The organism is Seonamhaeicola sp. MEBiC01930, assembly GCF_045277075.1.
Taxonomy (GTDB): domain Bacteria; phylum Bacteroidota; class Bacteroidia; order Flavobacteriales; family Flavobacteriaceae; genus Seonamhaeicola.
In genome coordinates, this window is the sequence record NZ_CP104270.1 from 1578374 (window position 1) to 1604708 (window position 26335).

Here is a 26335-nt window from a genome sequence, read left to right on the forward strand (position 1 = left end):
ACAAGTAATCGAAAAGTGGTAGTTGAAACTAAAGTAGGAACAATTACTAAGAATTTTAGCAATGCAAGTTCAGTTGTTTGGAATTTAAAGAGAAGATACAGATAAGTAGTATTTGTATAAAATATAATAAAAAGCTCTTTTTAAAAGAGCTTTTTTTATGCCTTCTACTATTGTAAATATTCTTCTTTTAAGATAGAAATATCTTCAAGTAATTGCTTTATTTCCTCTGGGTTAGTGCCATCATAAAACCCTCTAATTTGCCTTTTTTTATCTATTAGCATAAAATTTTCGGTATGAACCATATCAAATGGTCCGCCATCCCCTTGGTCTTTTACAGCCAAATAACTTTGTCTAGCTAATCTATAAATCTGTTTTTTATCACCAGTTACTAAATTCCACTTACTATCAATCACACCTTTATTTACAGCATATTTTTTTAATTGGGCTACAGTATCAATTTCTGGGGTTACCGAGTGAGATAATAGCATAACTTCATCGTCATTTAAAATTTCTTTTTGAACATCAGCCATATTTTTGGTCATAATAGGGCAAATGGTTCTACAAGTGGTAAAAAAGAAATCTGCAACATAGATTTTGTTTTCGTAATTTTTTTGGGTAACCGTATCGCCATTTTGATTTACTAGCGAAAAATCTGCTATTTTATGGTATTTCTTTTTGTATTGAATGGTGCTGTCCACCAATTCTGTACTAACCATATTTGGTTGATATACAGGTAATGGTTGATAAACATTTAAGGTGTTATAGATTAATGCAATAATTATTACTGAAATTGCAGTAAATACAATAGCAAACTTTTTATATTCTTTAAAGAAAGACAGCATGTAAGCAGATATTTGAAGTGCAAAAATAGTGTAAACAAAACTTAATTAAAATTTAAATTCTTGTTAAAACCTAGCTCATAACTTATTTATCTTTTTATAATTGGTTTAAAAGCTTACTTTTGTGCGGTTATCAAAATTTTGATTGAAGACATATGGAGTTTGTTATAAAAATATCTCAGTTTTTATTGAGTCTTTCACTGTTAATTGTATTACATGAGTTGGGGCATTTTGTTCCGGCAAAAGCTTTTAAAACTAGGGTAGAAAAATTCTATTTATTTTTTGATGTGAAATTTTCATTATTCAAAAAGAAAATAGGTGATACTGTATACGGAATTGGATGGTTGCCATTAGGCGGTTATGTGAAAATTTCGGGTATGATAGATGAAAGCATGGATACGGAGCAAATGGCCAAAGAACCACAACCATGGGAGTTTAGGTCTAAACCTGCATGGCAGCGTTTAATTATTATGCTTGGTGGTGTTACTGTTAATTTTGTTTTGGCTATCCTTATTTATATAGGAATGAGTTATTTCTATGGTGATCAGTTTTTACCTAATGAAAATATTAAAGATGGTCTTTTAATAGAAAGCACTGTGGCAAATAAGGCAGGTCTGTTAACAGGGGATAAAATTCTAAAGGTAGATGATTTTAAAATTCAGAATTATTCTGAAATTTCAGAAAAGGTTCTTTTTGGTAAAAACATTACAATTGAAAGAGATGGGGCACAATCTACAGTTACATTACCTGAAGATTTCTTATCACAATTAATAGATTCAAAAGAAAAAAGGTTTATTAATTTAAGAGAGCCTTTTATTATTGTTGAGGTTCCAGATACTTCTTTTAATAAAAATAGTGGATTAAGAAAGGGAGATATGGTTGTTGCAATAAATGACCATAAAACTAGGTATGCAGATGAAGTAAAACTTGAATTAGAAAGATTTAAAGGGCAGGAAGTTAAAGCTAAAGTCATAAGAGATAATTCTGAATTAAATGTTCCATTAAAGATAAGTGAAGAAGCTAAGTTAGGCTTAGTTTATGCAGTTAGTTCAACGCCTAAAACCTTAGAAGCTCTTGGGTATTATAATTTTGATACCAAAAAATATGGCTTTTTAGAATCTTTTCCAGTGGGCTTAACAAAAGCGAAAGATAAGTTGGTATCTTATTGGGAACAGCTAGGAGCTATATTTACGCCAAGTACTGGAGCTTATAAAGGTGTTGGTGGTTTTAAAGCTATATTTGATATTTTTCCAAATGTTTGGAGCTGGCAGGCCTTTTGGGGAATCACAGCCTTTTTGTCTATTATGTTAGCTGTTTTAAATTTATTACCAATACCTGCATTAGATGGTGGTCATGTTATGTTTTTACTCTATGAAATGATATCTGGAAGAAAACCTGGTGATAAGTTTATGGAGTATGCACAAATGGTTGGTTTCTTTATTTTAATAGCTTTAGTTTTATTTGCTAACGGTAATGATATTTATAAGGCAATTTTTGATTAATTTTTTTCAAAATTACATTGCAGTAATTAAAAATATATATATATTTGCGCTCGCAAAAGCGAAACATAACCTTCCTCAGTAGCTCAGTTGGTTAGAGCATCTGACTGTTAATCAGAGGGTCGTTGGTTCGAGCCCAACCTGAGGAGCGTTTAAAGAAAAAGCCTTTACAGAAATGTAAAGGCTTTTTTCATACTTTATTTTACCTTAAAATATAGATTATAAAACATTATCCATGATTTCTTGAACAACTTCTGGATTTAGGAGCGTACTGGTGTCACCTAAATTACTAGTATCTTTATGAGCAATTTTTCGTAAAATACGTCTCATTATCTTTCCAGAACGCGTTTTAGGTAATCCGCTCGTAAATTGAATTTTATCTAATTTGGCAATAGGGCCAATATGCTCCGTAATAATTTGATTAATCTCTTTTCTTAAGTTATCATGATTTCTGCTTTCACCTGTATCTTTTAAAATAACATAACCATAAAGCGCATTTCCTTTTACATCATGTGGGAAACCAACAATAGCAGATTCAGCTACAGCTGGATGTTCATTAACAGCATCTTCAATAGGTGCAGTTCCTAGGTTATGACCAGAAACAATAATTACATCATCAACTCTACCTGTTATTCTATAATACCCAACCTCGTCTCTTAATGCTCCATCTCCTGTAAAATATTTATTCTCAAAGGCAGAAAAGTAAGTATCTTTATATCGTTGATGATTTCCCCATATGGTTCTTGCCATACTTGGCCATGGAAATTTTACGCATAACCGTCCATCTACTTGATTTCCTTTAATTTCTTGCCCATTTTCATCCATTAAAGCTGGTTGAATACCAATAAAAGGTAAAGTGGCATATGTTGGTTTTGTTGGAGTTACGAAAGGTATTGGTGAAATCATTATACCTCCAGTTTCCGTTTGCCACCATGTATCTACTATTGGGCTTTTCTTTTTACCTACATTATCATTGTACCAATGCCATGCTTCTTCATTGATCGGCTCTCCTACAGAACCTAATGTTTTTAATGATGATAAATCATATTTTTCTACTAGCTCTGAACCTTGTTTTGCTAAGGCTCGAATGGCTGTAGGTGCGGTATAAAATTGATTGATTTTGTGTTTTTCAACAATTTCCCAAAAACGTCCAAAGTCTGGGTAACTAGGTACGCCTTCAAACATTACTGTTGTAGCTCCATTAGCTAGCGGGCCATAAACAATATAACTGTGTCCAGTTATCCATCCAATATCTGCGGTACACCAGTAAATATCATCTTCTCTATATTGAAATACGTTTTTAAATGTATAAGCCGTATATACCATATAACCAGCCGTAGTATGAACCATACCTTTTGGCATACCTGTGGAACCTGAAGTATATAATATAAATAAAGGATCTTCTGCCCTCATGATTTCTGCTTTACATTCTGAAGAAGCATCGTCTAATAAAGGCTTTAACCATTTATCTCGACCATCTTCCATATGAATATCGGAATGAATTCGTTTTGCTACTAAAACGGTTTCAATACACGGACAATCATTTAAAGCTTCATCTACAATACCTTTTAGATCGATTGTTTTAGCTCCTCTATAAGATCCATCACTGGTTATAACCATTTTACATTCTGAATCATTAATTCTTGTAGATAGTGCTGTGGCAGAAAAACCTGCAAATACAACAGAATGAATGGCACCTATTCTGGCACATGCCAATACAGAAACTGCTAATTCAGGTATCATGGGTAAGTAAATGCACACCCGGTCTCCCTTTTTTATACCTTGAGATTTAAGAACGTTAGCAAATTTATTAACACGTTCAGATAATTGATTATAAGTAATATACTCCGCTTCTTCATTAGGGTCATTCGGTTCAAATAAAATTGCTGTTTTATCACCTCTGGTTGCTAAATGCCTGTTAATACAATTCTCAGTAATATTCAATTCAGCACCTTCAAACCATTTTATTTCAGGTTTAGAAAAATCCCAATTCAGCACCTTATCCCATTTTTTTTGCCACATAAAATGTTCTTCGGCAATTTCTTCCCAAAAATTTTCTGGTTCTCTAACAGATTTTCTGTAAACTTGGTAATATTCCTCTAAGTGTTTTATGTGGTAATTACTCATGATTAATAATTAAAATTAATGTCTAATTTAGTTGCCTTCTAAAATAAATAATTTAATGAATCCCTGCTAAGTTTTTCTACATATAACAGGCCATTATAGACGAAGAATTGTGTATTGCGTATTAATGATTAACAGCGTCTCCAGCTCCACTTGGAATTCTAATGTTTTCAACAATCTCCTGAACATCTTCTGGAGGTGCAGGTGTAAATTTCATTATAGTAATGGAAACTATGAAATTTAATATCATGGCTACCGTTCCAAAACCTTCAGGTGAAATTCCAAACCACCATTCACTTTTATCAGGAATGGTTTCATCAAACCATCCCAATTTGTATTTTATCATATAGAGAAGCATTGAAATTATACCAACTACCATTCCTGCAATAGCCCCTTCTTTATTCATGCGTTTATAGAAGATTCCTAAAATAATAGCTGGAAAGAAAGAAGCTGCTGCTAATCCAAAAGCTAGGGCAACTACTGCTGCTACAAAACCAGGCGGGTGAATTCCATAATAACCGGCTACTACTACAGCACCTACTGCAGATAAACGTGCAGCTACTAATTCTCCTTTTTCCGAAATAGATGGTTTAAATACTTTTTTAATTAAATCATGAGAAACCGAAGCAGAAATAACCAATAATAATCCTGCTGCTGTAGACAATGCAGCCGCTAAACCACCTGCCGCAACCAAGGCTATGACCCAATTTGGCAATTTGGCAATTTCCGGATTCGCAAGTACCATGATATCTCTATCAATGGTAAGTTCATTCTCTTCTTTATTTGCTAAGTATTGAATATTACCATCTTCATTCTTGTCTTTAAAACTAATAAGACCTGTTGTTTCCCATTTTTTAAACCATTCCGGCATATTGGCATAGGGTTTATTAGAAACAGTTTCAATCATATTAGTTCTAGCAAAAACAGCAACCGCCGGTGCAGTTGTATATAGTATAACAATAAGTAATAAGGCAATACCAGCAGATTTTCGGGCATCCTTTACACGTTTTACAGTGAAAAACCGAACGATTACGTGTGGCAATCCTGCTGTACCTACCATGAGCGCCAAAGTAATAGCAAAAACATCAATGGTTGATTTTGAGCCTTCAGTATATTCGGAAAAACCTAATTCAGTACTTAGTCCATCTAATTTATCCAATAAATATCCTGAACCATCAACTAATTCTCCTCCAAACCCAAATTGTGGAATAGGGTTCCCTGTCATTTGAAAGGATATAAAAATGGCTGGTACCATAAATGCAAAAATGAGCACGCAATATTGTGCCACTTGAGTATATGTGATGCCTTTCATGCCTCCTAAAACAGCATAAAATAATACAATAAGCATTCCTATAATAACTCCAGTATTTATATCCACTTCTAAAAACCTGGAGAAAACAATGCCAACACCACGCATTTGACCTGCAACATAAGTAAAGGACACAATAAGTGCGCAAAAAACAGCAACAATTCGTGCTGTTTTTGAGTAATATCGATCACCAATAAAATCAGGTACAGTAAACTTTCCAAACTTTCTTAAATAAGGTGCTAATAACAGGGCTAGCAATACATATCCGCCAGTCCATCCCATCAAATAAACCGCGCCATCATATCCTGCAAAAGAAATTATACCAGCCATAGAAATAAAGGATGCAGCACTCATCCAATCCGCCGCTGTCGCCATTCCGTTGGCCCATGGCGATACGCCTCCTCCAGCAACATAAAAATCTTTTGTGGAACTAGCTCTAGACCAAATAGCAATACCTATATATAAAGTAAAGGTTATTCCAACTAAAATATAGGTCCAATTTTGAACACTAATGCCCTCTACTAATAAGAAGCTATTCATCATAACCATATTTTTTATCTAGTTTATTCATGAGGCGAACGTAAACAAAAATTAATACTACAAAAACATACATTGCTCCTTGTTGTGCAAACCAAAACCCCAGTTTGAAACCGCCAAGTTTTATATTGTTTAATTGGTCTTTAAATAAGACACCAGCGCCGTAGGATACTAAAAACCATATGGTTAATAAAATAATAAGATACCTAATGTTTTCTTTCCAATAGGCTTTTTGGTTAGTTTTGTTGGTCATGATAAAAAAATTACGGTCTCTAAGATATGAAACGTAATTCTAATACTCTTACTCCGCAGATTATTAAATTAGCCACTGAAACTATTTAATTGGTTATTTCAAGCAATAACTAAAGGCAATAGTTACAGTATTTTATAAAATGAGGTTATTTAAACCTTTTTAATAACATTTGTAACAATGCCCCAAATTATAAACTCATTATCTGGTGTTACTTTAATTATAGGATAGTTAGGATTTTCTGGTTGTAACCATATTTCGTCTTGGTCTACTCTTAAGCGTTTTACTGTAAACTCGCCATCTAAAAAACAAACAGCTATTTTGTTATTTTCAGGTTCTAGGCTTCTATCTATAACTAATAAATCATTATCATCTAATCCGGCACCAATCATAGATTGACCACTTACACGGGCAAAAAAAGTAGCTTCTTTATTTTTTATTAACTCATTGTCTAAAGATAACCGCTGTTCTTGAATATCTTCTTTAGGCGAGGGAAATCCTGCCGAAATACCAGTGTCAAAATACAAGGCACCAAGAGAATCTTGAGAGTCTTCTGGAGAAAAGAAAGTTAAAGATTCTGTTTGGAGCTTAATCATATTACTGCGTTTTAGTTCAAATGGCAAGGGCAAATAAAATAACCTTCTAAAGATACAGATTATTTGTATGTCTTTTGAGTTAAGAGATTAAATTTCCAAAATAACCAGATCTAAACTTTTATCTCCTTGAGAAAAGTTTTTTAAAAGCTTAAAATCAACAGCTTTGTGGGCATTAGTAGAACGCATATTTTTTACATCTATTAATGTTATAATAGAGTCAAACTGATTTTGAAGAGTTTCCTTCATGAAATTGTAGAGCCCCCTGAAAACGCCCTGACCTCTATAATTTTTATCTACACAAATTTGCCCCATGACAATATAATTCAGGTTTGTTTTAACTAGGGTATCTATTTGCTGAAACATGGGTTTTAATAGCTCTACATCTTCTCTAAACTCTTTTGTCATGGAAAGGGCATACCCAATAACTTGGTTGTAATGTTTGGCAATAATATGAGCACAGACATTATTCATAGCTTGTAATACTATAAAGCTGTGGTGAACAGTTACAAAACCTTCTTTTTGTTTTTCTTTTTCCGATATGTAGGTGAGTAAGTTAAGTTTTTGAAGTTCTAAAATTTGATGTAATTCTTCATCATTTGAAGCTCGGGTGTATGTAATTTCAGAATGCAATATTGATATTTAAATAATTTAAATAAAGGTACCGATTTTATACATTTGTTTTGATGATAAAACCTGACTTAATAATAAGAGAACCAAATAAGCCCTTAATTAATAGAGTTCTAGTGTCACTTATTTATGCCACTTTTTTTACTTATATAGTATATTTATTTCAATACAAAGAAATATTGAGGCATCCAGAGAAGTCTAATATTTTGGTTTTTTTAATAGTTCTACTCCTAATTATATTTTTATCAACATTTATGGTCATTGCTTCACACAGTATTCATATAAGTACTATTGATAAAAAAATACAACACCAATATAGAGTAGGGGTTTTTAGGTACAGAGAAGTGTGGCAGGATTTAAATGACCTTGAGTATATTTCGGTATTTAGAAGAGATGATAATTATTTGGTTAATTTATGGTATGAAGATAATGGAATATTAAACTTGATGGTTTTGAAAGATGATAAACAGTCTATTGAAAAAGGACTTTTTATTGCAGAAAAATTAAATATAGACCTATTAGATGCTAGAGAAAAAGGAAACCATAGATGGATTGACAAAAAAGCCACAAAAGAAACAGGAGAAATTATTTATATAAGCTAAAATAGTTCCAGTTTTTTAGTAATGTTATGCCCCATACGTTTATAGGTCACTTTGGTGCCATTTGCGCAAAAATGGTAGGTTCCTGCAGATTTATTTTCTGATACAGATAATAGTATTACATCTTCAAAATTACATTCTAAATCTTTAGCTACTTTCTTTTTAATATGTGTAATTGTGGCTCGCCCTTTTTTTAATTGATTCTGAATTTTGTTATCCAATTTAGGTTCTTCAAAGTTGGCAGTTATTTTACATGAATTAGTTTTAGCAAGTGTTGTATGATTAACTTCATTGGTAATAGCTTTTGGAACTTCTAAATCTATATATTCCCAAGTAAAGTCTGCTTTTAGTAATACACGCCTGCCATCATCTGTTTTAACAATATGATTGTTTTGCGAGAATGCTGATAATGACACAAATACTAAGGTTATAACTAAGAAAGACTTCATAATTAAAAAAGAATAAAAATTGATTTATTTCAAAAATACAATTTATTAACTTTCTATTTCAGAAGTATATTCTAAAATATCGGCAGGTTGACACTCTAATGCTAAACAAATAGCTTCTAAGGTAGAAAACCTAATGGCTTTAGCTTTTCCAGATTTTAATATAGATAAATTTGCCGTAGTTATGCCAATTATTTCAGCCAACTCTTTACTTTTCATTTTACGTTTGGCCAGCATTATATCTAAGTTTACAATTATTGGCATAATTATATGGTTAATTTGTTTTCTTCTTCAGCATCCTTAGCTCTTTTAAATATTTCAGCTAGTAAATAAAAAGCTAAACCTGCAGGAATTAAAAATGTAAATTCTCCTTTAAGCTGATTGAAAAAGCTGAGGTCTGATTCGCCTATAGCAGCCATTATTGATTTTAAAACTAAAACGTTAATAGTGTACCAAATGAATATATTTCCAATTTTTTTGAAGGACTTTATGTTTTTTTCACTAAAGTAGCTCCCTTTATCAATTTCTTTAAGAATTGATAAGAAATATGTAAACCCATAAATGAGGTAGCCTCTCCAGAAAAATAGACCTATATTAAGGATATGTATACTCCATTGAATAGCATTTTCTGTTCTAAACCAAGGCTCATTCTTATCAGCAGTTTTAGCCCAATTTTCAAATTCTTTAAATTGAGTAAAATCAAATTCTCGAACATCATTGAGTAAAACTGAAATTGATGAGAGTAATATTGCCCAAGTTATTATGGTTAAAATTCGTGTATTATCTTTCATAATTTAAATTGTTAAATCGTTTTCTTCTTGTATGTGTTTTCCCTTTTTCAAAACATCCAAGTATAGATATAATAAAAAGGCTATCACCAAATGTGCTAAAACAATAAAATAGTCATCCTCTAAGCGAATTCTCACACCTCGTATTAGAAATGAGGCGGTAAAAACTATAATATAAATTAAAGGCACCAAATTTAATATCAAGAAAAAGTGTAATCGTTTTAATGGCTTTGTTTCAAATATCTTTTTTTCAATAAATACTTTCAGGAAATTTTTAAAGGCGTAAAAATAAATGGCATAATACAACATGGCAGACCACATAATAAGAATAGAATAATTAAATGGTACACCTATACGCAAACCTAGTATAGGTACATTGATTTTTGAATGGTTTTCAAAAACTTCTACAAACGGAATTTGTATTCCAAATTTATATTCGAAATAAGAAAGTATTGAAAATAACATTACAAAAAACAAAAAAAATGTAATGCTATAATATAATATCAAGGATGTAAAGTATGCTGATTTTTTCATTTTATTATCGTTTAACGATAACAAAAATATATAAAATTATCGAAAAACAATAATTATTTTTTAAAATATTTTAATCGTGGAATAACAAAAGCATTAATTATATTTGTTTTTCAATGAAAAACCTTCCTAAAAAACTACAGAAAAAACTAGTGGAGCGTAAGGCCAATAATGCTTTAAGAACACTTGAAACTAAGAGTAATCTAGTTGATTTCTCCTCTAATGATTATTTAGGGTTTTCTAAAAATGAACACATTTTTGATAATGCCCATAATTACTTAGCGGGGCATAATATTAAACAAAACGGAGCCACAGGGTCTCGGTTATTATCAGGAAACCATGGATTATATCCAGTTGTTGAAAGCATTTTAGAAGGTTTTCACCAAAGTGACTCCGCATTAATTTTTAATTCGGGGTATAACGCTAATGTGGGTTTCTTTTCATCGGTTCCTCAACGTGGAGATGTTGTTTTGTACGATGAATATAGTCATGCATCAATACGTGATGGTATACAAATGAGTAATGCTAAAGCTTATAAGTTCAAGCATAATGATTTGGAAACCTTAGAAAAACTTTTGATACGTTATTCTAAACTAGTATCAGAATTTCAATCAGCTACTTATGTTGTAACAGAATCAGTATTTTCGATGGATGGCGATTCACCAGATTTGAAAATACTTTCAGAATTATGTAAAAAGTATAAGGCATATTTAGTAATAGATGAAGCACATGCCGTTGGTGTTTTTGGAAATAGAGGGGAAGGCCTAATTCAAGATTTAAATTTAGAAGATGAGGTATTTGCACGTTTGGTAACTTTTGGGAAAGCTATGGGTTGCCATGGGGCAGCTATTTTGGGTAGTGAAGAATTGAAGCAATACTTAGTCAATTTTGGCAGAAGTTTTATTTATACCACAGCGTTAACACCACATACTTTAGCAACAATTCATGCAGTTTATGGAGAGCTCGTCGCCTCAGATGAAAGACGAAAACTGTTTCAAAATATTCTGTATTTTAAGAATGGTGTTTTAAATAATGACCTACAAGAATTGTTTATTGAAAGTAATTCTGCCATTCATTGCTGTATTGTTTCTGGGAATGATAGGGTGAAACATATTGCTTCAAAACTACAAGAGAAAGGTTTTGATGTAAAACCAATATTATCACCAACAGTTCCGGAAAGTCAAGAACGCTTACGTTTTTGTTTACATAGTTATAATTCTGAAGAAGAAATAGCTGAAGTTTTACAAACACTTGCTACTTTTGTCTATCAATGACAGATACCTTTATAACAATAGCAAAATTTACGTATTCTTCTGAAGCTCAAATTATAAAAGGGCGCTTGGAAGCTGATGGAATTCAAGTTTTTTTATACGATAATATTACCATAGATACAGACCCATTAGTTAGCAATGCTATTGGAGGTGTTAAGTTAAAAGTACTTTCCTATCAATTTGAAGAAGCCAAAAATATTCTCGATTCTATAAATAATTACTCCATTGATGATGATGGAAATGCTATAAATTGTCCAAATTGTAATAGTAAACATGTTGAATTATTTTCAACCGTTAAGGATGCTAAGTCTTTATTCTGGTTTATTTTTGGATTATTATTTTCATCACTTCCATTTTATACCAAGCACAAGTATAAATGTGAAGATTGTAAAGCAGAATTTAATTAAAAATGAAAACATATTTTATAACTGGCATATCCACAGATGTTGGAAAAACAGTAGCTTCTGCAATTATTACAGAGGCATTACAAGCAGATTATTGGAAACCAGTTCAAGCGGGTGATTTAGATAATTGTGATACCAAAAAAGTGGAAAAATTAGTATCAAATTCTCGCTCAAAATTTCATCCTAATAGTTTTGCATTGAACACTCCTATGAGTCCGCATGCCGCAGCAGAAATTGATAAGGTTTTTGTTGAGGTTTCAAAAATTAATAGACCAAAGACCAAAAACAATTTGGTTGTTGAAGGTGCTGGTGGTTTATTAGTTCCTATAAATGACGCTGAAACTATATTGGATTTAATACGGCCTACCGATAAAGTAATAGTTCTGTCTAGGCATTACTTAGGCAGTATTAATCATACGCTTTTAACACTAAAATTATTGAAGGAAAAACGCTTTAATGTCTCCGTGATTTTTAGTGGAAACGAACACCCAACCACTGAAAGCATCATAAAAAAAATGACTGGTGTTACCGTGATTGGTCGCATAAGCGAAGAGCCTTATTTTGATGAAAATGTAATAAAAGAGTATGCCGAAGCTTTTAGAGAAAATCTAGAAAAATTATGAGTTTAAAACAGCGCGATAAAAAACATATTTGGCACCCTTTAACGCAGCATAAATTACACCCAGAATCTATTGCTATAACAAAAGCAAAAGATTGCTTACTTTATGATGAAGATGGTAATGAATACATAGATGCTATTGCTTCTTGGTATACTTGTATGTATGGACACTGCAATAATTATATAACACGTAATGTTGCTAACCAAATGCAACAATTAGATCAAATTGTTTTTAGTGGTTTTACTCATGAACCTGCCGTAAAATTATCAGAAGAACTTATTAAGATATTACCCAAAAATCAAAACAAAATTTTTTTTAGTGATAATGGGTCTACTTCTGTAGAAATTGGGATTAAAATGGCATTACAGCATCATTCTAATAAGGGTGATAAACGTAATGTTCTAATTGCCTTTGAAGATGGTTTTCATGGCGACACTTTTGGTGCCATGAGTGTCTCTGGGTTATCTGTTTATAACGGACCATTTGAAGAGTTTTTTATAACTGTAGAGCGTATTCCAACACCTAATGGAGCTAACAATACAGAGGTTTTAAACCAATTAAAAAGCATTATAGAAAATAAAAAGGTAGCCGGATTTATCTACGAACCTTTAGTGCAAGGTGCTGCAGCCATGAAAATGTATAATGTTAGAGGTTTAGAAGACATTTTAGAGTACTGCAAAAGAAATAATATCATCACTATAGCAGATGAGGTGATGACAGGTTTTGGAAAGACTGGAAGCTTTTTTGCATCAAATCAAATAGATATAAAACCAGACGTTATATGTTTAAGTAAAGCTTTAACTGGTGGTTTGGTGCCCATGGCAGTAACCTCTTGTTCGCAGCAAATTTATGAAGCTTTTTATAGTGATGATATGGGTAAGGGGCTGTTTCATGCGCATACCTATTCTGCAAATCCAATTGCCTGTACAGCAGCATTGGCAAGTTTAGAATTGTTGCGGTCAGACAACATTCAAAACAATATCAAAACAATTATAGCATCACATCAAGCTTTTGGTGAGCGTATAAAAGCGCATTCAAAAGTGCAATCTATAAGGCAAACTGGAGTGATTTTTGCCCTAGATCTAAATATAAAAATGGAGCGCTATGGTAATCTTCGTGATACATTACTCAACTTTTTTATGAGCCAAGGAGTTTACCTTCGTCCATTAGGAAATACCATTTACATACAGGCGCCATATACTATAAATCAAAAACAATTAGATAAAGTATATAAATCCATAGAACAGGCATTAGAAATTATTTAGGGCGTTACCACTAGGTGGTTGTGCTATCCACTATATCTTTTAATTTTATAAAAATTAAAAAGGATGCCGCTTCTATCACTAACGCATAAGTGTTACTTTTGCCAAAATATTTTTTGTGCAAAAACCAATTTCAATAACCGCAGTTTCATCTATATCTTCTTTAGGTAAAAGTCTAGATACCGTATGGAGGAGCTATCTTTTAAATAAAACTTTTATTTCAGAAAAAGCTTTTCAAGATAAAAATGTTATGGTAGCATCAATTCCTGAAGATGTTAAAAAAGAAATAGAAGTTTTAAAGCAATCAGACAATAAATATAAATCGTTAGATGATACCGTGCTTTTTGCAATTTACACATCAAGAAACGCCATTAAACAGTCTGGGTGGAATGCAAATGATAATTTTGGAATAAACATTGGCTCATCTAGAGGAGCAACAGCTCTTTTTGAAAATTATCATAAAAGTTTTTTAAAGAATAATAAGGCAAAAACCTTAAGTTCTCCAACTACAACTTTGGGCAATATTGCCTCTTGGGTAGCACATGATTTGCAAACACAAGGCCCAGAAATTAGTCATTCTATTACATGCTCTACCGCATTACATGCTATGCTTAATGGAATTGCTTGGATAAATTCTGGTATGTGCAATAAGTTCTTGGTTGGTGGAAGTGAAGCGCCATTAACGCCTTTTACTATAGCACAGATGCAAGCCTTAAAAATATATGCAAAACAGCCTAAGGAATTTCCCTGTCAAGCTCTAAATCTCGATAAAACCGAGAATACTATGGTTTTGGGTGAAGGTGCATCAATGGTATGTTTAGAAGCTGGTGAAAATGAAAAAAGTTTAGCCATAGTAAAAGGTTATGGTTATGCTACTGAAATTTTACAGCATAATATTTCTATTTCAAGTGATGCTCAATGTTTTCAACGCTCTATGAAAATGGCTTTAGGCGAAACTTCTCCCGAAGAAATAGATGTTGTGGTGATGCATGCACCGGGAACAATTAAGGGTGATCTTTCAGAATATAAAGCAATTAAGGCCGTTTTTAAAGAAAATACACCTGCTGTTACAACTAATAAATGGAAGATAGGGCACACTTTTGGGGCATCGGGAACATTAAGTTTAGAGATGGCTATATTAATGTTGCAGCATCAAAAATTTATAGGCATTCCTTATTTAGAAAGTCTAAAGCTACCTAAAACAATTAGCAACATTTTAGTCAATGCCGTTGGCTTTGGTGGTAATGCAGTTAGTATATTATTAAGTAAAAAGTAAATCAAATACTATTAAATTAGTATTTTTGATTTTGATTAACTGACCTAATTATGAGTATAACTAGACACAATTGGACTAAAGAAGAAATTTTAGAAATATACAATAAGCCTTTTATGGAATTGTTGTACGAAGCTGCGACAGTTCATAGAAAAAATCATGATCCCAATGTGGTTCAGGTTAGTACATTATTGTCTGTTAAAACAGGTGGATGCTCTGAAGACTGTGGGTATTGCCCACAGGCAGCTCGTTATCATACCGATATTGAAGGGAATGATTTAATGAGTGTCACTCAGGTAAAAGCTCAAGCACTTCGTGCAAAGTCTGGAGGTAGCTCTAGAGTGTGTATGGGGGCTGCGTGGAGAAATGTAAAGGATGGTGAGGAGTTTGATCAAGTTTTAGAGATGGTTCGTACCATAAATAAACTTGATATGGAAGTGTGCTGTACTTTAGGTATGCTTACTGAAAACCAAGCTCAACGACTAGCGGAAGCGGGGTTATATGCCTATAATCATAATTTAGATTCATCAGAAGAATATTATAAAGAGGTTATTTCAACTAGAGGTTACCAAGACAGACTTGATACAATAGATAACGTTAGAAAAACTAATGTTACGGTATGTAGTGGCGGTATTATTGGTATGGGTGAAAATATAGAAGATAGAGCAGGTATGCTTGTAGCATTATCTACCCTAAATCCGCAACCAGAATCAACACCTATTAATGCTTTAGTAGCTGTTGAAGGTACTCCGTTGGAGGACCAAAAACCGGTTTCAATTTGGGATATGGTACGTATGGTAGCTACCACAAGAATTGTAATGCCTGATACCCAAGTGCGTTTAAGTGCAGGAAGAACTCAAATGACTAGAGAAGGTCAAGCTATGTGTTTCTTTGCAGGGGCTAATTCTATTTTTGCTGGAGATAAATTGTTAACAACACCTAATCCTGATGTTAATGAAGACATGGAAATGTTTGCTTTATTAGGGTTAGAACCGCAAAAGCCATTTACTAAAAAGGTACAACCGCAAACTGTTGAAGCTAAAGATTCTGAATATGAAAGTTTGGGTGAAAAACCTAAATGGAGTAGACCAGAGCATACTATAGAGCGAAATGAAGCTGCTAAAGAAAAAGCCAAAGCGTTAAAGTAATTTAGCTTGCTTTTTTTCTTTAAGGATTTCAGAGAAATATTATGCTCATGAATTCTTAGAAGAAAATATAAAACGCATAAATAAAGCCCAACCTATCTTTAGGAGGGTAACGCCCATATCACAATAATTTTTATTTGGTAACGTTTTTTTAACTTTACTCATCAAAATTTAGTGCCTTTGAAACTTAAATTACAAGACATTCCTAGAGTAAAAACCATTACCAAAACGAATTTTATTAAGCATTATTTTAAGCCTCAAAAGCCTGTGGTTATTGAGCGGTTTATTGATGATTGGCCGGCATATAGTAAATGGAACTTAGACTACATTAAAGATGTTGCAGGGGATATTACGGTGCCTCTTTATGACGATAGACCGGTAGATTATAAAGATGGTTTTAATGAACCACATGCCAAAATGAAAATGGCAGACTATATAGATTTGCTAAAACGAGAGCCAACTAAATACCGCATTTTTTTATGGAATATTTTGAAAGAAATTCCGCAATTACAAAAAGATTTCAAATTCCCAGATTTTGGTTTACGATTAATGAAAGGTATTCCTATGTTATTTTTTGGCGGGGAAGATTCACATACGTTTATGCACTATGATATTGATTTAGCCAATATATTTCATTTTCATTTTGAAGGCAAAAAGCAATGTATCTTGTTTAACCAAGAGCAAACACCTTACTTATATAAAATTCCACACTCATTAATTACTAGAGAAGACATAAATTTTAAAAGCCCTGATTTTGAAAAATGGCCGGTACTTAAAAAGGCAAAAGGGTATGTTACAGAACTTAATCATGGAGAAGTTTTGTATATGCCAGAAGGTTATTGGCATTATATGAGATATATCACGCCTGGGTTTTCTATGAGTTTACGAGCTATCGCAAGAAACCCTAAAAATTTAAGAAAGGCCATTTATAATATACTTGTAATGCGTCATTTTGACAATATTATGAGAAGAATTAAAGGACAACAATGGATTGATTGGAAAAACGAACAAGCCATAGTTAAAACACATAAACATTTTAATACCTAAAAGACCGTTTGTTAGTAACATAGATAGCTTTGAAGCTAAAAATCTCAAATCGAAAAAATAATTTAAAAATGAAAAAAATAATTTTAGGCTTGGCAATACTTAGTATTTATTTTGTTAATGCACAGGCTTATAAGGGCAAATATGATAGAAAGTTTCAAGTTGGTTTTAATGCTCAAGAAAACGCTACAGGAATTAATGTAAGTTATGATTATGGTGCAGGCGATAATATTTCTTTTGGCTTAAGTTCTACATACCTTTTGAGTGTTAATTCAGCCCTTCTAAATAATGATGGAAATGATGATTTTAATGCAGACATCACAGACCGTTTTGATATAAGGGCACGTTTTAATGCAAATTTAGGCAATGTGATAAATGTTGGTTATAATTTTGATGTATACCCTGGTTTAAGTCTGGGTTTAAAAAATTTTGGAGGTCATTTAGGTGTCCGTTATTTTTTCACCGAAGGTTTTGGTTTATATGCTGAATTTAACACACCATTTTCAAAATATAAGACGGGGACATTAACACCTGCAGAAATGCTGAATAACCAATTTACGCTTAATTTTGGAGCAAGTTTTAATTTGTAAACAAGGGTAATGAAATATTTATAAAATTGGATGAGGAATTAAGTTTTATCAATTTGTTTATCGTTTTAATGGAAAAGATTTCTGGCCTTTTCGTACACTAAATGAGATTCCCAGCCTCTATACAACAGATAATCAATTAATTTTTTCTGTTTCTTAAATTTGTTGGTCTCTTTAATAGAATTAGCTTTTTTTTCGGCTAAATCATTGAAAACCTCGATGTAATCCGTTTCTTCTATTTCTGAAAGCGCCTTATTTATATTAACTTTGCTAATGTCTTTATTCTTAAGTTCTTGAGTTAACCGACGTCGCCCCCATTTCTTTATTCTGAATTTACCACGTACGTATGTTTTGGCAAAACGTTCTTCATTAAGAAAGTTATGTTCTATAAGGTGTACTGTAATTACATCTATAGCTTCAGGTATCATATGCATGCCCTGTAATTTTTTTCTAACTTCTTGATGACATCGTTCTTGATACGCACAATAATGCTCTAGTTTGCTAGTAGCTTCTTGTACAGTATATGTTTTTTTTGATTGCTGCATGTGTTCAAAAATAGCGGAATAATTGCAAAATCAAAGATTTTAATTTTAAACCCAATACTATAAAATAAAACTACTTAACAATGAAAAAAATTACTTCTATTATATTGCTGCTTATAGCCTTCAATTTGGGGTATGGGCAGAGTATATTTGACAATCCTATTACGGGAACAAACCCTGGGCAAATATCTCCATATATTACTGGACAAACGGTTAATGATTATATAACTGTTTCAGGTATAATTCGAGGACCTGGGCTTATAGGTAGAAACGCTGTTAATCGATATAGTGCAGGGAGGTGGGATGAACCTAGTTTAGATACTTCAGACTATTTTGAGTTTGTGTTGACACCATATCCAGGTTTTGAAATTGATTTTGTAAGTTTTGTTTACACAGGTCAAGCCTCTACAACAGGACCAGTTAATTTTTCTTTTAGAAGTAGTTTAGATGGTTATTTAACAGATATTGGCACTCCAACAGTTTTGGGAACCACTATTGATTTATCTGCAGCGGCATATCAGGATGTTACAGGTTCTATAACTTTTAGATTTTATGGATGGGGAGCTTCTTCAGCTTCTGGAACATTTAGTATTAATGATTTTACTTTTAATGGGGTTGTTTCTTCTCCATCATGTGCTTTAATTACTAAATGGGATGGTACTACATGGGACAATGGTAATCCTGATTTAACGGCTGTTGCTGTAATTGATGGTGCGTATACCACAGATGTTACAGATGGTAGTTTTTCTGCCTGTAGTTTAATAATTAATTCGGGAGGCAGCTTAACTGTTGATGATGGCTATTATGTAGTGGTGGAAAATGATTTAGTTGTAGATGGAACAATTAGCATTCAACCAGAGGGAGCATTTATCCAAAATAATGATTCAGGTACAGTTACAAATAACGGAACAATTGAGGTAGATAAGCTAACGGCACCTTTAAATAATTGGTACGAATATACGTTTTGGAGTTCTCCTGTCTCAGACGCAACGGTTGAGGATGCCTTATCTGATTCGGATTGGGACAGACGTTTTACATTCAATGGTGCTTTATTTAACGATGAAGTTGCAGAAACTGCTAATAATAATACATTTCTTCCTGGACAGGATGATGTTGATGATAATGGGGATGCTTGGCAATGGGTAAGTGGTAGTACTAAAATGGAACCAGGAGTAGGTTATGCAGCAACCCATTCTGAAATAGCATATGTTATTCCAGGAGCTAATTATAGATATACTTTTAAAGGTGGAGTTTTTAATAACGGAGTTATTACTGTTCCTGTTAACAGAAATGATAACACTACCGCGGATTCTAATTGGAATTTTATTGGGAATCCATATCCATCAGCTATCGAAATAGATGCCTTTATGGTTGAGAATAGATATGATGCCTCTACAAATCCAGGTGGTGTGCTAGATGGGTCAATTTATTTTTGGTCTCAAAATACAGACTATTTGTCTACAGCAAATGGTGCAGCTGCTTTGAACTTTGATACCACAGATTACGCAGTGCATAATGGTGTTGGAGGGACACAAGGAGGTGATAGTTTAACCCCTAATGGGTTTATTCCTTCAGGCCAAGGATTTTTCTTTTCGTTTTCAGATGATCATGTTGGAAGCTCTGGTACAGTGGAATTTAATAATTCAATGCGAAGTATAGGTTTATCGCCTGATAATAGTCAATTTTTCAAAAATTCAGTAACAAAGAAAGGCTCTGGTGACGCAAATAAGCTCTGGGTTAATTTAACTTCTGATAATGGTGTGTTTAACCAAATTTTGATTGGTTATGTTGATGGGGCTTCAGATAGCTATGATGGAGCCTATTATGACGCTAAAAAAATTGTTACTCCAACAACCTATGCAGCTTTATTTACAATAATTGACGGATTTGAAAAAAAGTTTATAATTCAAGGTAAAGACCCTAATAGCCTAGATGAAAATGAAACCATAAGTTTAGGGTTTAAAACTAATATTGATGTAGCTACTTTATACAATATGTCTTTAGCAAATGTGCAAGGAGACTTTTTAACAACTAAACCTATTTATATAAAAGATAATCTCTTAAATAAAATACATGATTTAGCAGCTGGGGATTATACTTTTACTTCTGAAGTAGGTGAGTTTAATGACCGTTTTGTTATTGCATATAGCGAAAATGCATTATCAACTTATAATGTATTAGAAAATGATAATACTTTAAGAATTATTGAGCTTGAAAATGATAATGTTAGGTTTGTAACTACAAATAACTTAAAGATTAAGTCAATTAATGTTTATGACATTTTAGGTAGAGCTGTTTACAACTTTAAAACAGATTCAAACTCTGAAACTTTCACGCTTTCAAAATTAAATAACTCGGTATTTATTGCTAAAGTAGAATTATCTAACGGATTAATGATTAGTAGAAAAGTAGTAAAGAAGTAATAAACTAAATTATATATGAGATAAAAGCCACCTATTCTAATTAAAGGTTTTTTTTATAAACTATATTTTAAAGCTATTATAAAGTTTCTTCCAGGAGCCGCAATACCCGATGAATACGTTTTATAACGTTGATTAGTAATATTTTCTAAAGTAGCGGTTATCTTGGTTTCTTTGTTTAATTGATATTGAGTTCTAAAATTAAGCGTATACCAAGATGGGCTATACGGATTGCCGTTGGAGTCTAAGGCGTATATATAGTTTTTTTCGGCTTCAGAAGGTGCTAATTCATTATTGGCTAAGGCGTCATTATAATTTAAAAATGCATCTATTTTTAAATCTTTGCTCGTCCAAATTAAATGAGCATTACCAAAGCTAGGAGCCACATGCCTTATAGGAACTTCTATATCACCTTCTTCTTCCGTGCCACCAATAACACTATATTGTGAAGTTAAAAACAGATTGTTAACTAAATTCATTTTAAGACCAATTTCAAAACCATAAATCCATGCCTTTGAAGCATTTTGAATTGCCTGTACAGCACTTAATTCTCCGTCATACATTATTTCACTATCACCATTCAAAATATAGTCTCTTCTAACCAATGCATTGTTTAAATAAGTATAGTAAGAACTCATATCTAAAATGAACGTGTTGTGTAAGTTTAATTTTAGCGCTAACTCCCCACCGTAAGCATATTCTGGTTTTAAGTTATGATTAGGTACAACAACACTTCCTGGTTCAGAGTCAAAAACTTTTCCTATATCATCAATATTAGGAGCTCTAAAAGCAGATGATAAATTTAATTTCCATTGTAGTATTTTATTTGGAGACCAGCTAACTCCGCCAGTTCCAGTAAACGCACTGCCATTGTTTGTTGATCTATCAAAGGGTAGGTTTAAATATACATTGTTCTCTTCAAAATTGGCTTTAGATTCAACGTAATTAAACCTAAGTCCAGATTGAAAGACAAATTTTGGGTTTGGTTTATATTTAATACTAGAGTATATGGCAGCAGATTGCCAGCTAGCGCCATTAGGGTATCTTGACATTGTAGGAGATAATTCATTTGTGGTAATATTGTCTTCTTTTCCAGAAGACATGACCTTGTTGTACACATATTCTAGGCCATAAAAGAATTGAGTTCTTGGGCTAAATCTTTTTTCTAAATCTAAATTAAAAGAATATGCATTAACAGATTCTTCTCTGATATTTCTTGTAACGGCTTGATAGTTTCTATGAACTCTACTTTCTTTAAAATTTTGATATGCTACAGTGGTTTTAATTTTATCATATAAATTAGAACTACTACTTAATTTAGTGACTTGTAAATTAGACATAAACCATTGTTGAGGTCCATAATACCATTCAGCAGAACGAAGCGTATCATCATTGTATCTTATTAAGCGGTCATATCTTGGAATATCTGATGTTGTAGTATAATATAAGCCTAAATCAAAGTTTAAGTTTTTATAAGGTTCGTATCTAATTTTTTGCATGAGGTTAAGTTGATTATAACCTGAATATTTTTGAACCAGCGGGTTGTTGTTTTGAATAATTTCATCACCAGAATCAGTGGTAATGACAAATTCTGGCCTTAAATAATCGTTTGGTCCGTGCTTACCCATTGTTAAATCACCAAATTCGGTATAACTGGCATGAGTTGCTAATCCCCATTTTTTATATCCAAGATTAAAATCAAAATGACTAGTTTTCTCATCATTGGCTGTAGAGTAACGCAAAATCAAATTTGACCTAAACAATAAAGAATCTATATTAGATAATTTAGGTTTTTCAGTATAAAAACTCATTACACCACCAATAGCATCGCTACCATAAATTACGGAACCTGCACCTAAGGTAACCTCTGTGTTATGAACTGAAAAAGGGTCAATGGCAATTACATTATGTAAGTTACCACCTCTAAATATGGCATTATTCATTCTAACTCCATCTACTGTAATTAATAACCTATTGGTTGAAAACCCTCTGATCATTGGGCTTCCTCCTCCCAGTTGACTTTTTTGAATGTAAACGTAGCCCGAGGTTTCTAACAAATCTGCGCTAGTTTGAGGGTTAGAAAAAAGCATACTTTGCTTATTAAGACTAATTATTTTTTGAGGAATATCCTTTCTGCTTTGTTGAAATTTTGAAGCAGAAATTACAATTTCATTTAACCCTTGAGTATTTGATTCTAGATATATTATCTTAGAATCACCTAATTCTTTTTTTGTAATTTTTTTTAGTATATGAGCAAGGTGTTTAAAATAAATTGTTTCTGAGTTGGAAAACTTACTTATGTCTGCTTCACCCCTAAAGTTTGTTACGATACTTTTAGATTTATCTAGGTTATATACAGCAACATTAATAATTGGTTCTTTTGTTACACTATTTAAAACCTTAATATTTTGAGCTTGAGTATTTAAAAAAGCTAATAAAAAGAAGAAAAAAACATAAAAGAACTTCATACTTTAATTAAAAACTTGATTAAATATTTGCAGTGACTTTGGTCGGTTAAAACTACCCAAATGTAATTCAAAATATAGCAAAATCATATTTAAAAATGATTGTCTTTGACTTGAATTAATTTTAACTGAAGATAAATCATCAAATGTTATGCCTAATAGCTGTTTAAGTAGAATTAAATTTTCTTCAGAAATATTGTAATCAGAATTTTTTTTGTCTTCAAATCGTCCTTCTTTTAAATTAAAAAAGGTTTTATTATTACTGGTTGTATCGGGGTAAAACCCTAAATATTTGGTTAGATTTATTAAAAACAAAAGATGGAAGTTAGAATATTTAGACTGTACATCTAGCCAAAGTAGTGTTGTTTCAATATAGCTGTATAAGGTTTTGTTTTGCTCTTCTTCTTTTAAAGTATTTGAAAGAACTTCAGCAATAAACATGGCAATGGCACTTTTTTTAACATTGGTATGTAAACTACTATAAACCGAGGTAAGTTTGGTTTCTTTTAAAGTTTGTAAAGACCTGATTTCTTTATACTGTAGTATAAGTTGTAACTGCGATAGGGCCTGAAAATAAGCAACTTTAGCATGACCCTTTTTGCTTTTTAAAACACCTTTTAAAATAAAACTTACAACCCCTAATTGTTCTGTATAACATTTAACAATTAGATCATAATCTTTGAATTTTAATTTGGAGAGAACAATGGCTTTGGTTGTGATTAACATTATCTAATAACCATTAGTTTTAATACTTTAGTTTCAAAGCTATCTAAATCTGAAAGCATAACTAAGTAAACTCCAGAGGCTACTATATTATTACCTAAATTTTTACCATTCCAATAAGCAGTACCACCATCAATTTCTAGATTATAACCGTTATGTCTATTATTTATATTAGATTGAGCTTCGGCAACTAAATTTCCTTCAATATCAGTAATCTTAATATTTACATTATCTGAAATGTCTTTTATTTTAATTTTTTCAGTTATAATATTAAAACCAGGTCTTACAGGATTAGGATAAGCATAAGCATTAGTTAAATCTTCAAATGTTCTTGATGCACCAGAAAGAAAAGAGACTAAACCCCTACTAGTAGCTATGTAAACTCTTCCGTTGTTGTTATCAAGAGAAATATCATTAATAGTATTTGAAGGTAAGGGAGAATTATCTTCAGTAAAATGATAAATAGTGTTTTGTCCATCAGAAGAAAAGTAGAACAATCCAGAATCAGCAGTTCCAATCCATTTATTGTTAGACCCATCAACTTTAATATCTGTTATAAGTTGTTGAAATAGCAGTTCTTTTGCTATTCCATCTTCTTCAATGATTATTTCATTTACTTGGACATTATCTTCTTCAAAAAAGCCACTAGTATTATAAAGAACTCTTAACCCTCTATAGGTTCCTATCCATAATTGATTACGCTTATCTATTGCTAAGGCTGATACTGTGGTTGATGGCATATTTTGATCATCTTTATAAACACCTTTAACACGTATATTTCCACCACTTTCATTAAACCCTATAAAACCATAACTAAATCCTGCAGCCACCCATTTAGTTTGATTATTATCAATAGTAATATCAGCAAAACCATTGTTGTCAAAAGCTTCAGGGATTACAGCATTAAGAGAATAAGAACTCCATCGATTACTAGATGGATTAAGGGATTTTAATTGATTTTCAATTAATCCGGAGGTTACCCATAAAACACCATTATTATCAAAAGCGGACTCACCAACTCTAACATCAATATAATTTGGGTCATTTGGATCAATAAGAGATTCTAATCCACTATTTTGTTCGTTATAAAGTATGGTTGGAATTTCATCATTTATCTCTAATAATCCATTGAAGAAAGAGCTTATAAATACTTGGCTAGTATTAGATGGATTCACTGAAATAGCATTTAAACAGTTCGCGTTTAAAACTTCACTATATGGTGTATTTATCCATTCATCTTCTTTTAAATGACTTATGCCTCTACTATTTATTGGGTAGGGATTATAGAATTCATCATATTCACCAAATGTAACCCATACTCCGTTAGATTCTGCTTCAATTGAAAAAGGGACATTCATCAATGGACCATCAGGATGTATTTCTTCAAATAAGGAGGAATTATCCCTATCCGTTTTTAAAACACCAAAATCTTTTGTCCCAATGTATAAATCAGTTTCATTGATGATTGCTGAATTGTATTCTGTCTCAAAATCAAATTCAATTCCTACTTGAAAATCTAACCCAAAATTTTCATCATAAACAAAAACATTATTTTTGGTTGTAACTACAATATTTTGTTCATAGCCTTTTATATCTAACGGGGTCTCTGAATAGGTAAATAACTCTACTAAAGTGTTATTAGTGATATCATAAATTCTGTTGTTGGAGTTTATAGCATAATGCTTATCATTGTGAGCTTTAATTAATGAATAAGTGCCAGTAAACAAGGTTTGCCAATTTTGGAAGTCAATTAAATTTGGATTTGATACTTGAGCGCTTTTTATTCCATTTCCATTGGAACATGCTGCATAAATAAAATCGCCAAAAACGCTTGTTTGATTGACATTAATTTGATTACCTCCATCTCCTATAAAATAAGTGTCTCCAAATTCAAGCTTCTCCAGATCAAAAACAGATATTCCGTAATTTGTAGAGATGTAAATAAGGTTTTGATACGGGTTAAAATGATTAATTCTTTTATTGGTTGCTGTTATTGTAGGTTTTTCTATTATGTCAACAACTGAAAGAACATTATCACCGTTATCAAAGGTAATTTCAATTAAACCGTTTTCATAACCAATAACTAGAAGCTCATAATCTTCACTATAGTAAATTGTAGAAATTGATTCACCGGATAAACCCTTAACTGTATCAAACTCTTCAATTTCATTTGAATTTAGGTTATAGCTAAATAGCGCATTTTCGGAAGCGGCATAAAATTTATTACCACCCTGTATTACTTCTTTAATGTCAAAATAAGAAAAATGGCCTTGCCATGAAGTTGAAAAATCTTGAGAAAATGAGAATAGGGAAAATATACAACCTATTAAAACGATTAAATTCTTATGCATGAGGATTTTTCTAAAGTCCAAATATATCTATAACTAACGAATTTTATTTTAAAATAATATTTTTTCAATAAAAAAAAGCTTCT

At 32.1% G+C, this 26335-nt stretch carries 25 protein-coding genes and 1 tRNA gene; 12 read left to right on the plus strand and 14 right to left on the minus strand.

The genetic code is table 11. The features are described from left to right. Nucleotides 1-167: 167 nt before the first annotated feature. Nucleotides 168-842, minus strand: coding sequence for an SCO family protein (locus N1F78_RS06935; RefSeq protein ID WP_406685447.1), 675 nt, complete (start codon nt 840-842; stop codon nt 168-170). Between the two features lie 152 nt (nt 843-994). Here N1F78_RS06935 and rseP point away from each other — a divergent pair, with 152 nt between their 5' ends. Together rseP and N1F78_RS06945 are read left to right on the plus strand one after the other, a co-directional pair. After that, on the plus strand, nt 995-2341 hold the full coding sequence (gene rseP, locus N1F78_RS06940) for an RIP metalloprotease RseP (protein ID WP_406685448.1): 1347 nt from the start codon (nt 995-997) through the stop codon (nt 2339-2341). 72 nt (nt 2342-2413) lie between these two features. Further along, nucleotides 2414-2487: transfer RNA gene (locus N1F78_RS06945), tRNA-Asn, on the plus strand. Between the two features lie 70 nt (nt 2488-2557). Here N1F78_RS06945 and acs read toward each other — a convergent pair. The 5 genes from acs to N1F78_RS06970 all read right to left on the minus strand — a co-directional run bounded on the left by acs (nt 2558) and on the right by N1F78_RS06970 (nt 7784). Further along, entirely contained in the window at nt 2558-4465 is a 1908-nt protein-coding gene (acs, locus tag N1F78_RS06950; RefSeq protein ID WP_406685449.1) for an acetate--CoA ligase, read from the minus strand. Between the two features lie 121 nt (nt 4466-4586). Further along, complete coding sequence (locus N1F78_RS06955) at nt 4587-6284, minus strand: sodium:solute symporter family protein (protein WP_406685675.1); 1698 nt, start codon at nt 6282-6284, stop codon at nt 4587-4589. A 19-nt stretch (nt 6285-6303) separates the two neighbouring features. Then, complete coding sequence (locus N1F78_RS06960; protein ID WP_406685450.1) at nt 6304-6561, minus strand: DUF4212 domain-containing protein; 258 nt, start codon at nt 6559-6561, stop codon at nt 6304-6306. A gap of 149 nt (nt 6562-6710) precedes the next feature. Continuing rightward, nucleotides 6711-7154: a LexA family protein gene (locus N1F78_RS06965; protein ID WP_406685451.1), complete on the minus strand. Its 444-nt coding sequence runs from the start codon at nt 7152-7154 to the stop codon at nt 6711-6713. An 87-nt stretch (nt 7155-7241) separates the two neighbouring features. Continuing rightward, a complete protein-coding gene (locus tag N1F78_RS06970; RefSeq protein WP_406685452.1) occupies nt 7242-7784 on the minus strand; it encodes a GNAT family N-acetyltransferase in 543 nt (180 codons plus the stop codon). Nucleotides 7785-7837: 53 nt separating this feature from the next. On the opposite strand from N1F78_RS06970, the gene N1F78_RS06975 reads away from it, so the two are divergent. Further along, nucleotides 7838-8383 (plus strand): hypothetical protein, encoded by a 546-nt coding sequence (locus N1F78_RS06975; protein ID WP_406685453.1) that lies wholly within the window; start codon nt 7838-7840, stop codon nt 8381-8383. On the opposite strand, the gene N1F78_RS06980 is transcribed toward N1F78_RS06975, so the two are convergent. From N1F78_RS06980 to N1F78_RS06995, 4 genes are read right to left on the minus strand one after another with little or no spacing between them, the layout of a single operon-like run. Further along, a complete protein-coding gene (locus N1F78_RS06980) occupies nt 8380-8829 on the minus strand; it encodes a DUF3157 family protein (RefSeq protein ID WP_406685454.1) in 450 nt (149 codons plus the stop codon). The genes N1F78_RS06975 and N1F78_RS06980 overlap by 4 nt on opposite strands. Nucleotides 8830-8874: 45 nt before the next feature. After that, nucleotides 8875-9090 (minus strand): helix-turn-helix domain-containing protein, encoded by a 216-nt coding sequence (locus N1F78_RS06985; protein ID WP_406685455.1) that lies wholly within the window; start codon nt 9088-9090, stop codon nt 8875-8877. Between the two features lie 2 nt (nt 9091-9092). Next, on the minus strand, nt 9093-9617 hold the full coding sequence (locus N1F78_RS06990; protein WP_406685456.1) for a DUF2975 domain-containing protein: 525 nt from the start codon (nt 9615-9617) through the stop codon (nt 9093-9095). A 3-nt stretch (nt 9618-9620) separates the two neighbouring features. Then, entirely contained in the window at nt 9621-10148 is a 528-nt protein-coding gene (locus N1F78_RS06995) for a DUF2975 domain-containing protein (protein WP_406685457.1), read from the minus strand. A gap of 113 nt (nt 10149-10261) precedes the next feature. On the opposite strand from N1F78_RS06995, the gene N1F78_RS07000 reads away from it, so the two are divergent. From N1F78_RS07000 to N1F78_RS07035, 8 genes are all read left to right on the plus strand, one after another. Next, nucleotides 10262-11419 carry an aminotransferase class I/II-fold pyridoxal phosphate-dependent enzyme gene (locus N1F78_RS07000; RefSeq protein WP_406685458.1) on the plus strand — a complete coding sequence of 386 codons (1158 nt, stop codon included), beginning with the start codon at nt 10262-10264 and terminating at the stop codon, nt 11417-11419. Continuing rightward, nucleotides 11416-11823, plus strand: a complete 408-nt coding sequence (locus tag N1F78_RS07005) for a DUF2007 domain-containing protein (protein WP_406685459.1) — start codon at nt 11416-11418, stop codon at nt 11821-11823. The genes N1F78_RS07000 and N1F78_RS07005 overlap by 4 nt, the downstream gene beginning before the upstream one ends. Nucleotides 11824-11825: 2 nt before the next feature. Then, entirely contained in the window at nt 11826-12443 is a 618-nt protein-coding gene (gene bioD / locus N1F78_RS07010) for a dethiobiotin synthase (protein WP_406685460.1), read from the plus strand. Continuing rightward, nucleotides 12440-13705: an adenosylmethionine--8-amino-7-oxononanoate transaminase gene (gene bioA, locus N1F78_RS07015; RefSeq protein WP_406685461.1), complete on the plus strand. Its 1266-nt coding sequence runs from the start codon at nt 12440-12442 to the stop codon at nt 13703-13705. Before bioD ends, bioA begins: the two co-directional genes overlap by 4 nt. Before the next feature lie 115 nt (nt 13706-13820). Continuing rightward, a complete protein-coding gene (locus N1F78_RS07020; protein WP_406685462.1) occupies nt 13821-14978 on the plus strand; it encodes a beta-ketoacyl synthase N-terminal-like domain-containing protein in 1158 nt (385 codons plus the stop codon). A gap of 50 nt (nt 14979-15028) precedes the next feature. Further along, nucleotides 15029-16123, plus strand: a complete 1095-nt coding sequence (gene bioB, locus N1F78_RS07025) for a biotin synthase BioB (protein WP_406685463.1) — start codon at nt 15029-15031, stop codon at nt 16121-16123. Between the two features lie 177 nt (nt 16124-16300). Beyond that, complete coding sequence (locus tag N1F78_RS07030; RefSeq protein ID WP_406685464.1) at nt 16301-17167, plus strand: cupin-like domain-containing protein; 867 nt, start codon at nt 16301-16303, stop codon at nt 17165-17167. 68 nt (nt 17168-17235) lie between these two features. After that, nucleotides 17236-17754, plus strand: a complete 519-nt coding sequence (locus N1F78_RS07035; protein ID WP_406685465.1) for a DUF6646 family protein — start codon at nt 17236-17238, stop codon at nt 17752-17754. Between the two features lie 65 nt (nt 17755-17819). On the opposite strand, the gene N1F78_RS07040 is transcribed toward N1F78_RS07035, so the two are convergent. Further along, nucleotides 17820-18296: a regulatory protein RecX gene (locus tag N1F78_RS07040; RefSeq protein WP_406685466.1), complete on the minus strand. Its 477-nt coding sequence runs from the start codon at nt 18294-18296 to the stop codon at nt 17820-17822. Nucleotides 18297-18376: 80 nt separating this feature from the next. Here N1F78_RS07040 and N1F78_RS07045 point away from each other — a divergent pair, with 80 nt between their 5' ends. After that, complete coding sequence (locus N1F78_RS07045) at nt 18377-20716, plus strand: T9SS type A sorting domain-containing protein (protein WP_406685467.1); 2340 nt, start codon at nt 18377-18379, stop codon at nt 20714-20716. Between the two features lie 53 nt (nt 20717-20769). Here N1F78_RS07045 and N1F78_RS07050 read toward each other — a convergent pair whose 3' ends face one another. From N1F78_RS07050 to N1F78_RS07060, 3 genes are read right to left on the minus strand one after another with little or no spacing between them, the layout of a single operon-like run. Next, a complete protein-coding gene (locus N1F78_RS07050) occupies nt 20770-23181 on the minus strand; it encodes a TonB-dependent receptor plug domain-containing protein (protein WP_406685468.1) in 2412 nt (803 codons plus the stop codon). Between the two features lie 3 nt (nt 23182-23184). Further along, a complete protein-coding gene (gene recO, locus N1F78_RS07055; RefSeq protein WP_406685469.1) occupies nt 23185-23904 on the minus strand; it encodes a DNA repair protein RecO in 720 nt (239 codons plus the stop codon). Beyond that, complete coding sequence (locus N1F78_RS07060) at nt 23904-26252, minus strand: two-component regulator propeller domain-containing protein (protein ID WP_406685470.1); 2349 nt, start codon at nt 26250-26252, stop codon at nt 23904-23906. The genes recO and N1F78_RS07060 overlap by 1 nt, the downstream gene beginning before the upstream one ends. Nucleotides 26253-26335: the final 83 nt, after the last annotated feature.

Excerpts from the sequence above, each read along its gene's own strand:
- N1F78_RS06935 (WP_406685447.1), bottom strand. The coding sequence starts at position 842 with ATGCTGTCTTTCTTTAAAGAATATAAAAAGTTTGCTATTGTATTTACT.
- rseP (WP_406685448.1), top strand. The coding sequence starts at position 995 with ATGGAGTTTGTTATAAAAATATCTCAGTTTTTATTGAGTCTTTCACTG.
- acs (WP_406685449.1), bottom strand. The coding sequence starts at position 4,465 with ATGAGTAATTACCACATAAAACACTTAGAGGAATATTACCAAGTTTAC.
- N1F78_RS06960 (WP_406685450.1), bottom strand. The coding sequence starts at position 6,561 with ATGACCAACAAAACTAACCAAAAAGCCTATTGGAAAGAAAACATTAGG.
- N1F78_RS06965 (WP_406685451.1), bottom strand. The coding sequence starts at position 7,154 with ATGATTAAGCTCCAAACAGAATCTTTAACTTTCTTTTCTCCAGAAGAC.
- N1F78_RS06975 (WP_406685453.1), top strand. The coding sequence starts at position 7,838 with ATGATAAAACCTGACTTAATAATAAGAGAACCAAATAAGCCCTTAATT.
- N1F78_RS06980 (WP_406685454.1), bottom strand. The coding sequence starts at position 8,829 with ATGAAGTCTTTCTTAGTTATAACCTTAGTATTTGTGTCATTATCAGCA.
- N1F78_RS06985 (WP_406685455.1), bottom strand. The coding sequence starts at position 9,090 with ATGCCAATAATTGTAAACTTAGATATAATGCTGGCCAAACGTAAAATG.
- N1F78_RS06990 (WP_406685456.1), bottom strand. The coding sequence starts at position 9,617 with ATGAAAGATAATACACGAATTTTAACCATAATAACTTGGGCAATATTA.
- N1F78_RS06995 (WP_406685457.1), bottom strand. The coding sequence starts at position 10,148 with ATGAAAAAATCAGCATACTTTACATCCTTGATATTATATTATAGCATT.
- N1F78_RS07000 (WP_406685458.1), top strand. The coding sequence starts at position 10,262 with ATGAAAAACCTTCCTAAAAAACTACAGAAAAAACTAGTGGAGCGTAAG.
- N1F78_RS07005 (WP_406685459.1), top strand. The coding sequence starts at position 11,416 with ATGACAGATACCTTTATAACAATAGCAAAATTTACGTATTCTTCTGAA.
- bioD (WP_406685460.1), top strand. The coding sequence starts at position 11,826 with ATGAAAACATATTTTATAACTGGCATATCCACAGATGTTGGAAAAACA.
- bioA (WP_406685461.1), top strand. The coding sequence starts at position 12,440 with ATGAGTTTAAAACAGCGCGATAAAAAACATATTTGGCACCCTTTAACG.
- bioB (WP_406685463.1), top strand. The coding sequence starts at position 15,029 with ATGAGTATAACTAGACACAATTGGACTAAAGAAGAAATTTTAGAAATA.
- N1F78_RS07035 (WP_406685465.1), top strand. The coding sequence starts at position 17,236 with ATGAAAAAAATAATTTTAGGCTTGGCAATACTTAGTATTTATTTTGTT.
- N1F78_RS07040 (WP_406685466.1), bottom strand. The coding sequence starts at position 18,296 with ATGCAGCAATCAAAAAAAACATATACTGTACAAGAAGCTACTAGCAAA.
- N1F78_RS07045 (WP_406685467.1), top strand. The coding sequence starts at position 18,377 with ATGAAAAAAATTACTTCTATTATATTGCTGCTTATAGCCTTCAATTTG.
- N1F78_RS07050 (WP_406685468.1), bottom strand. The coding sequence starts at position 23,181 with ATGAAGTTCTTTTATGTTTTTTTCTTCTTTTTATTAGCTTTTTTAAAT.
- recO (WP_406685469.1), bottom strand. The coding sequence starts at position 23,904 with ATGTTAATCACAACCAAAGCCATTGTTCTCTCCAAATTAAAATTCAAA.
- N1F78_RS07060 (WP_406685470.1), bottom strand. The coding sequence starts at position 26,252 with ATGCATAAGAATTTAATCGTTTTAATAGGTTGTATATTTTCCCTATTC.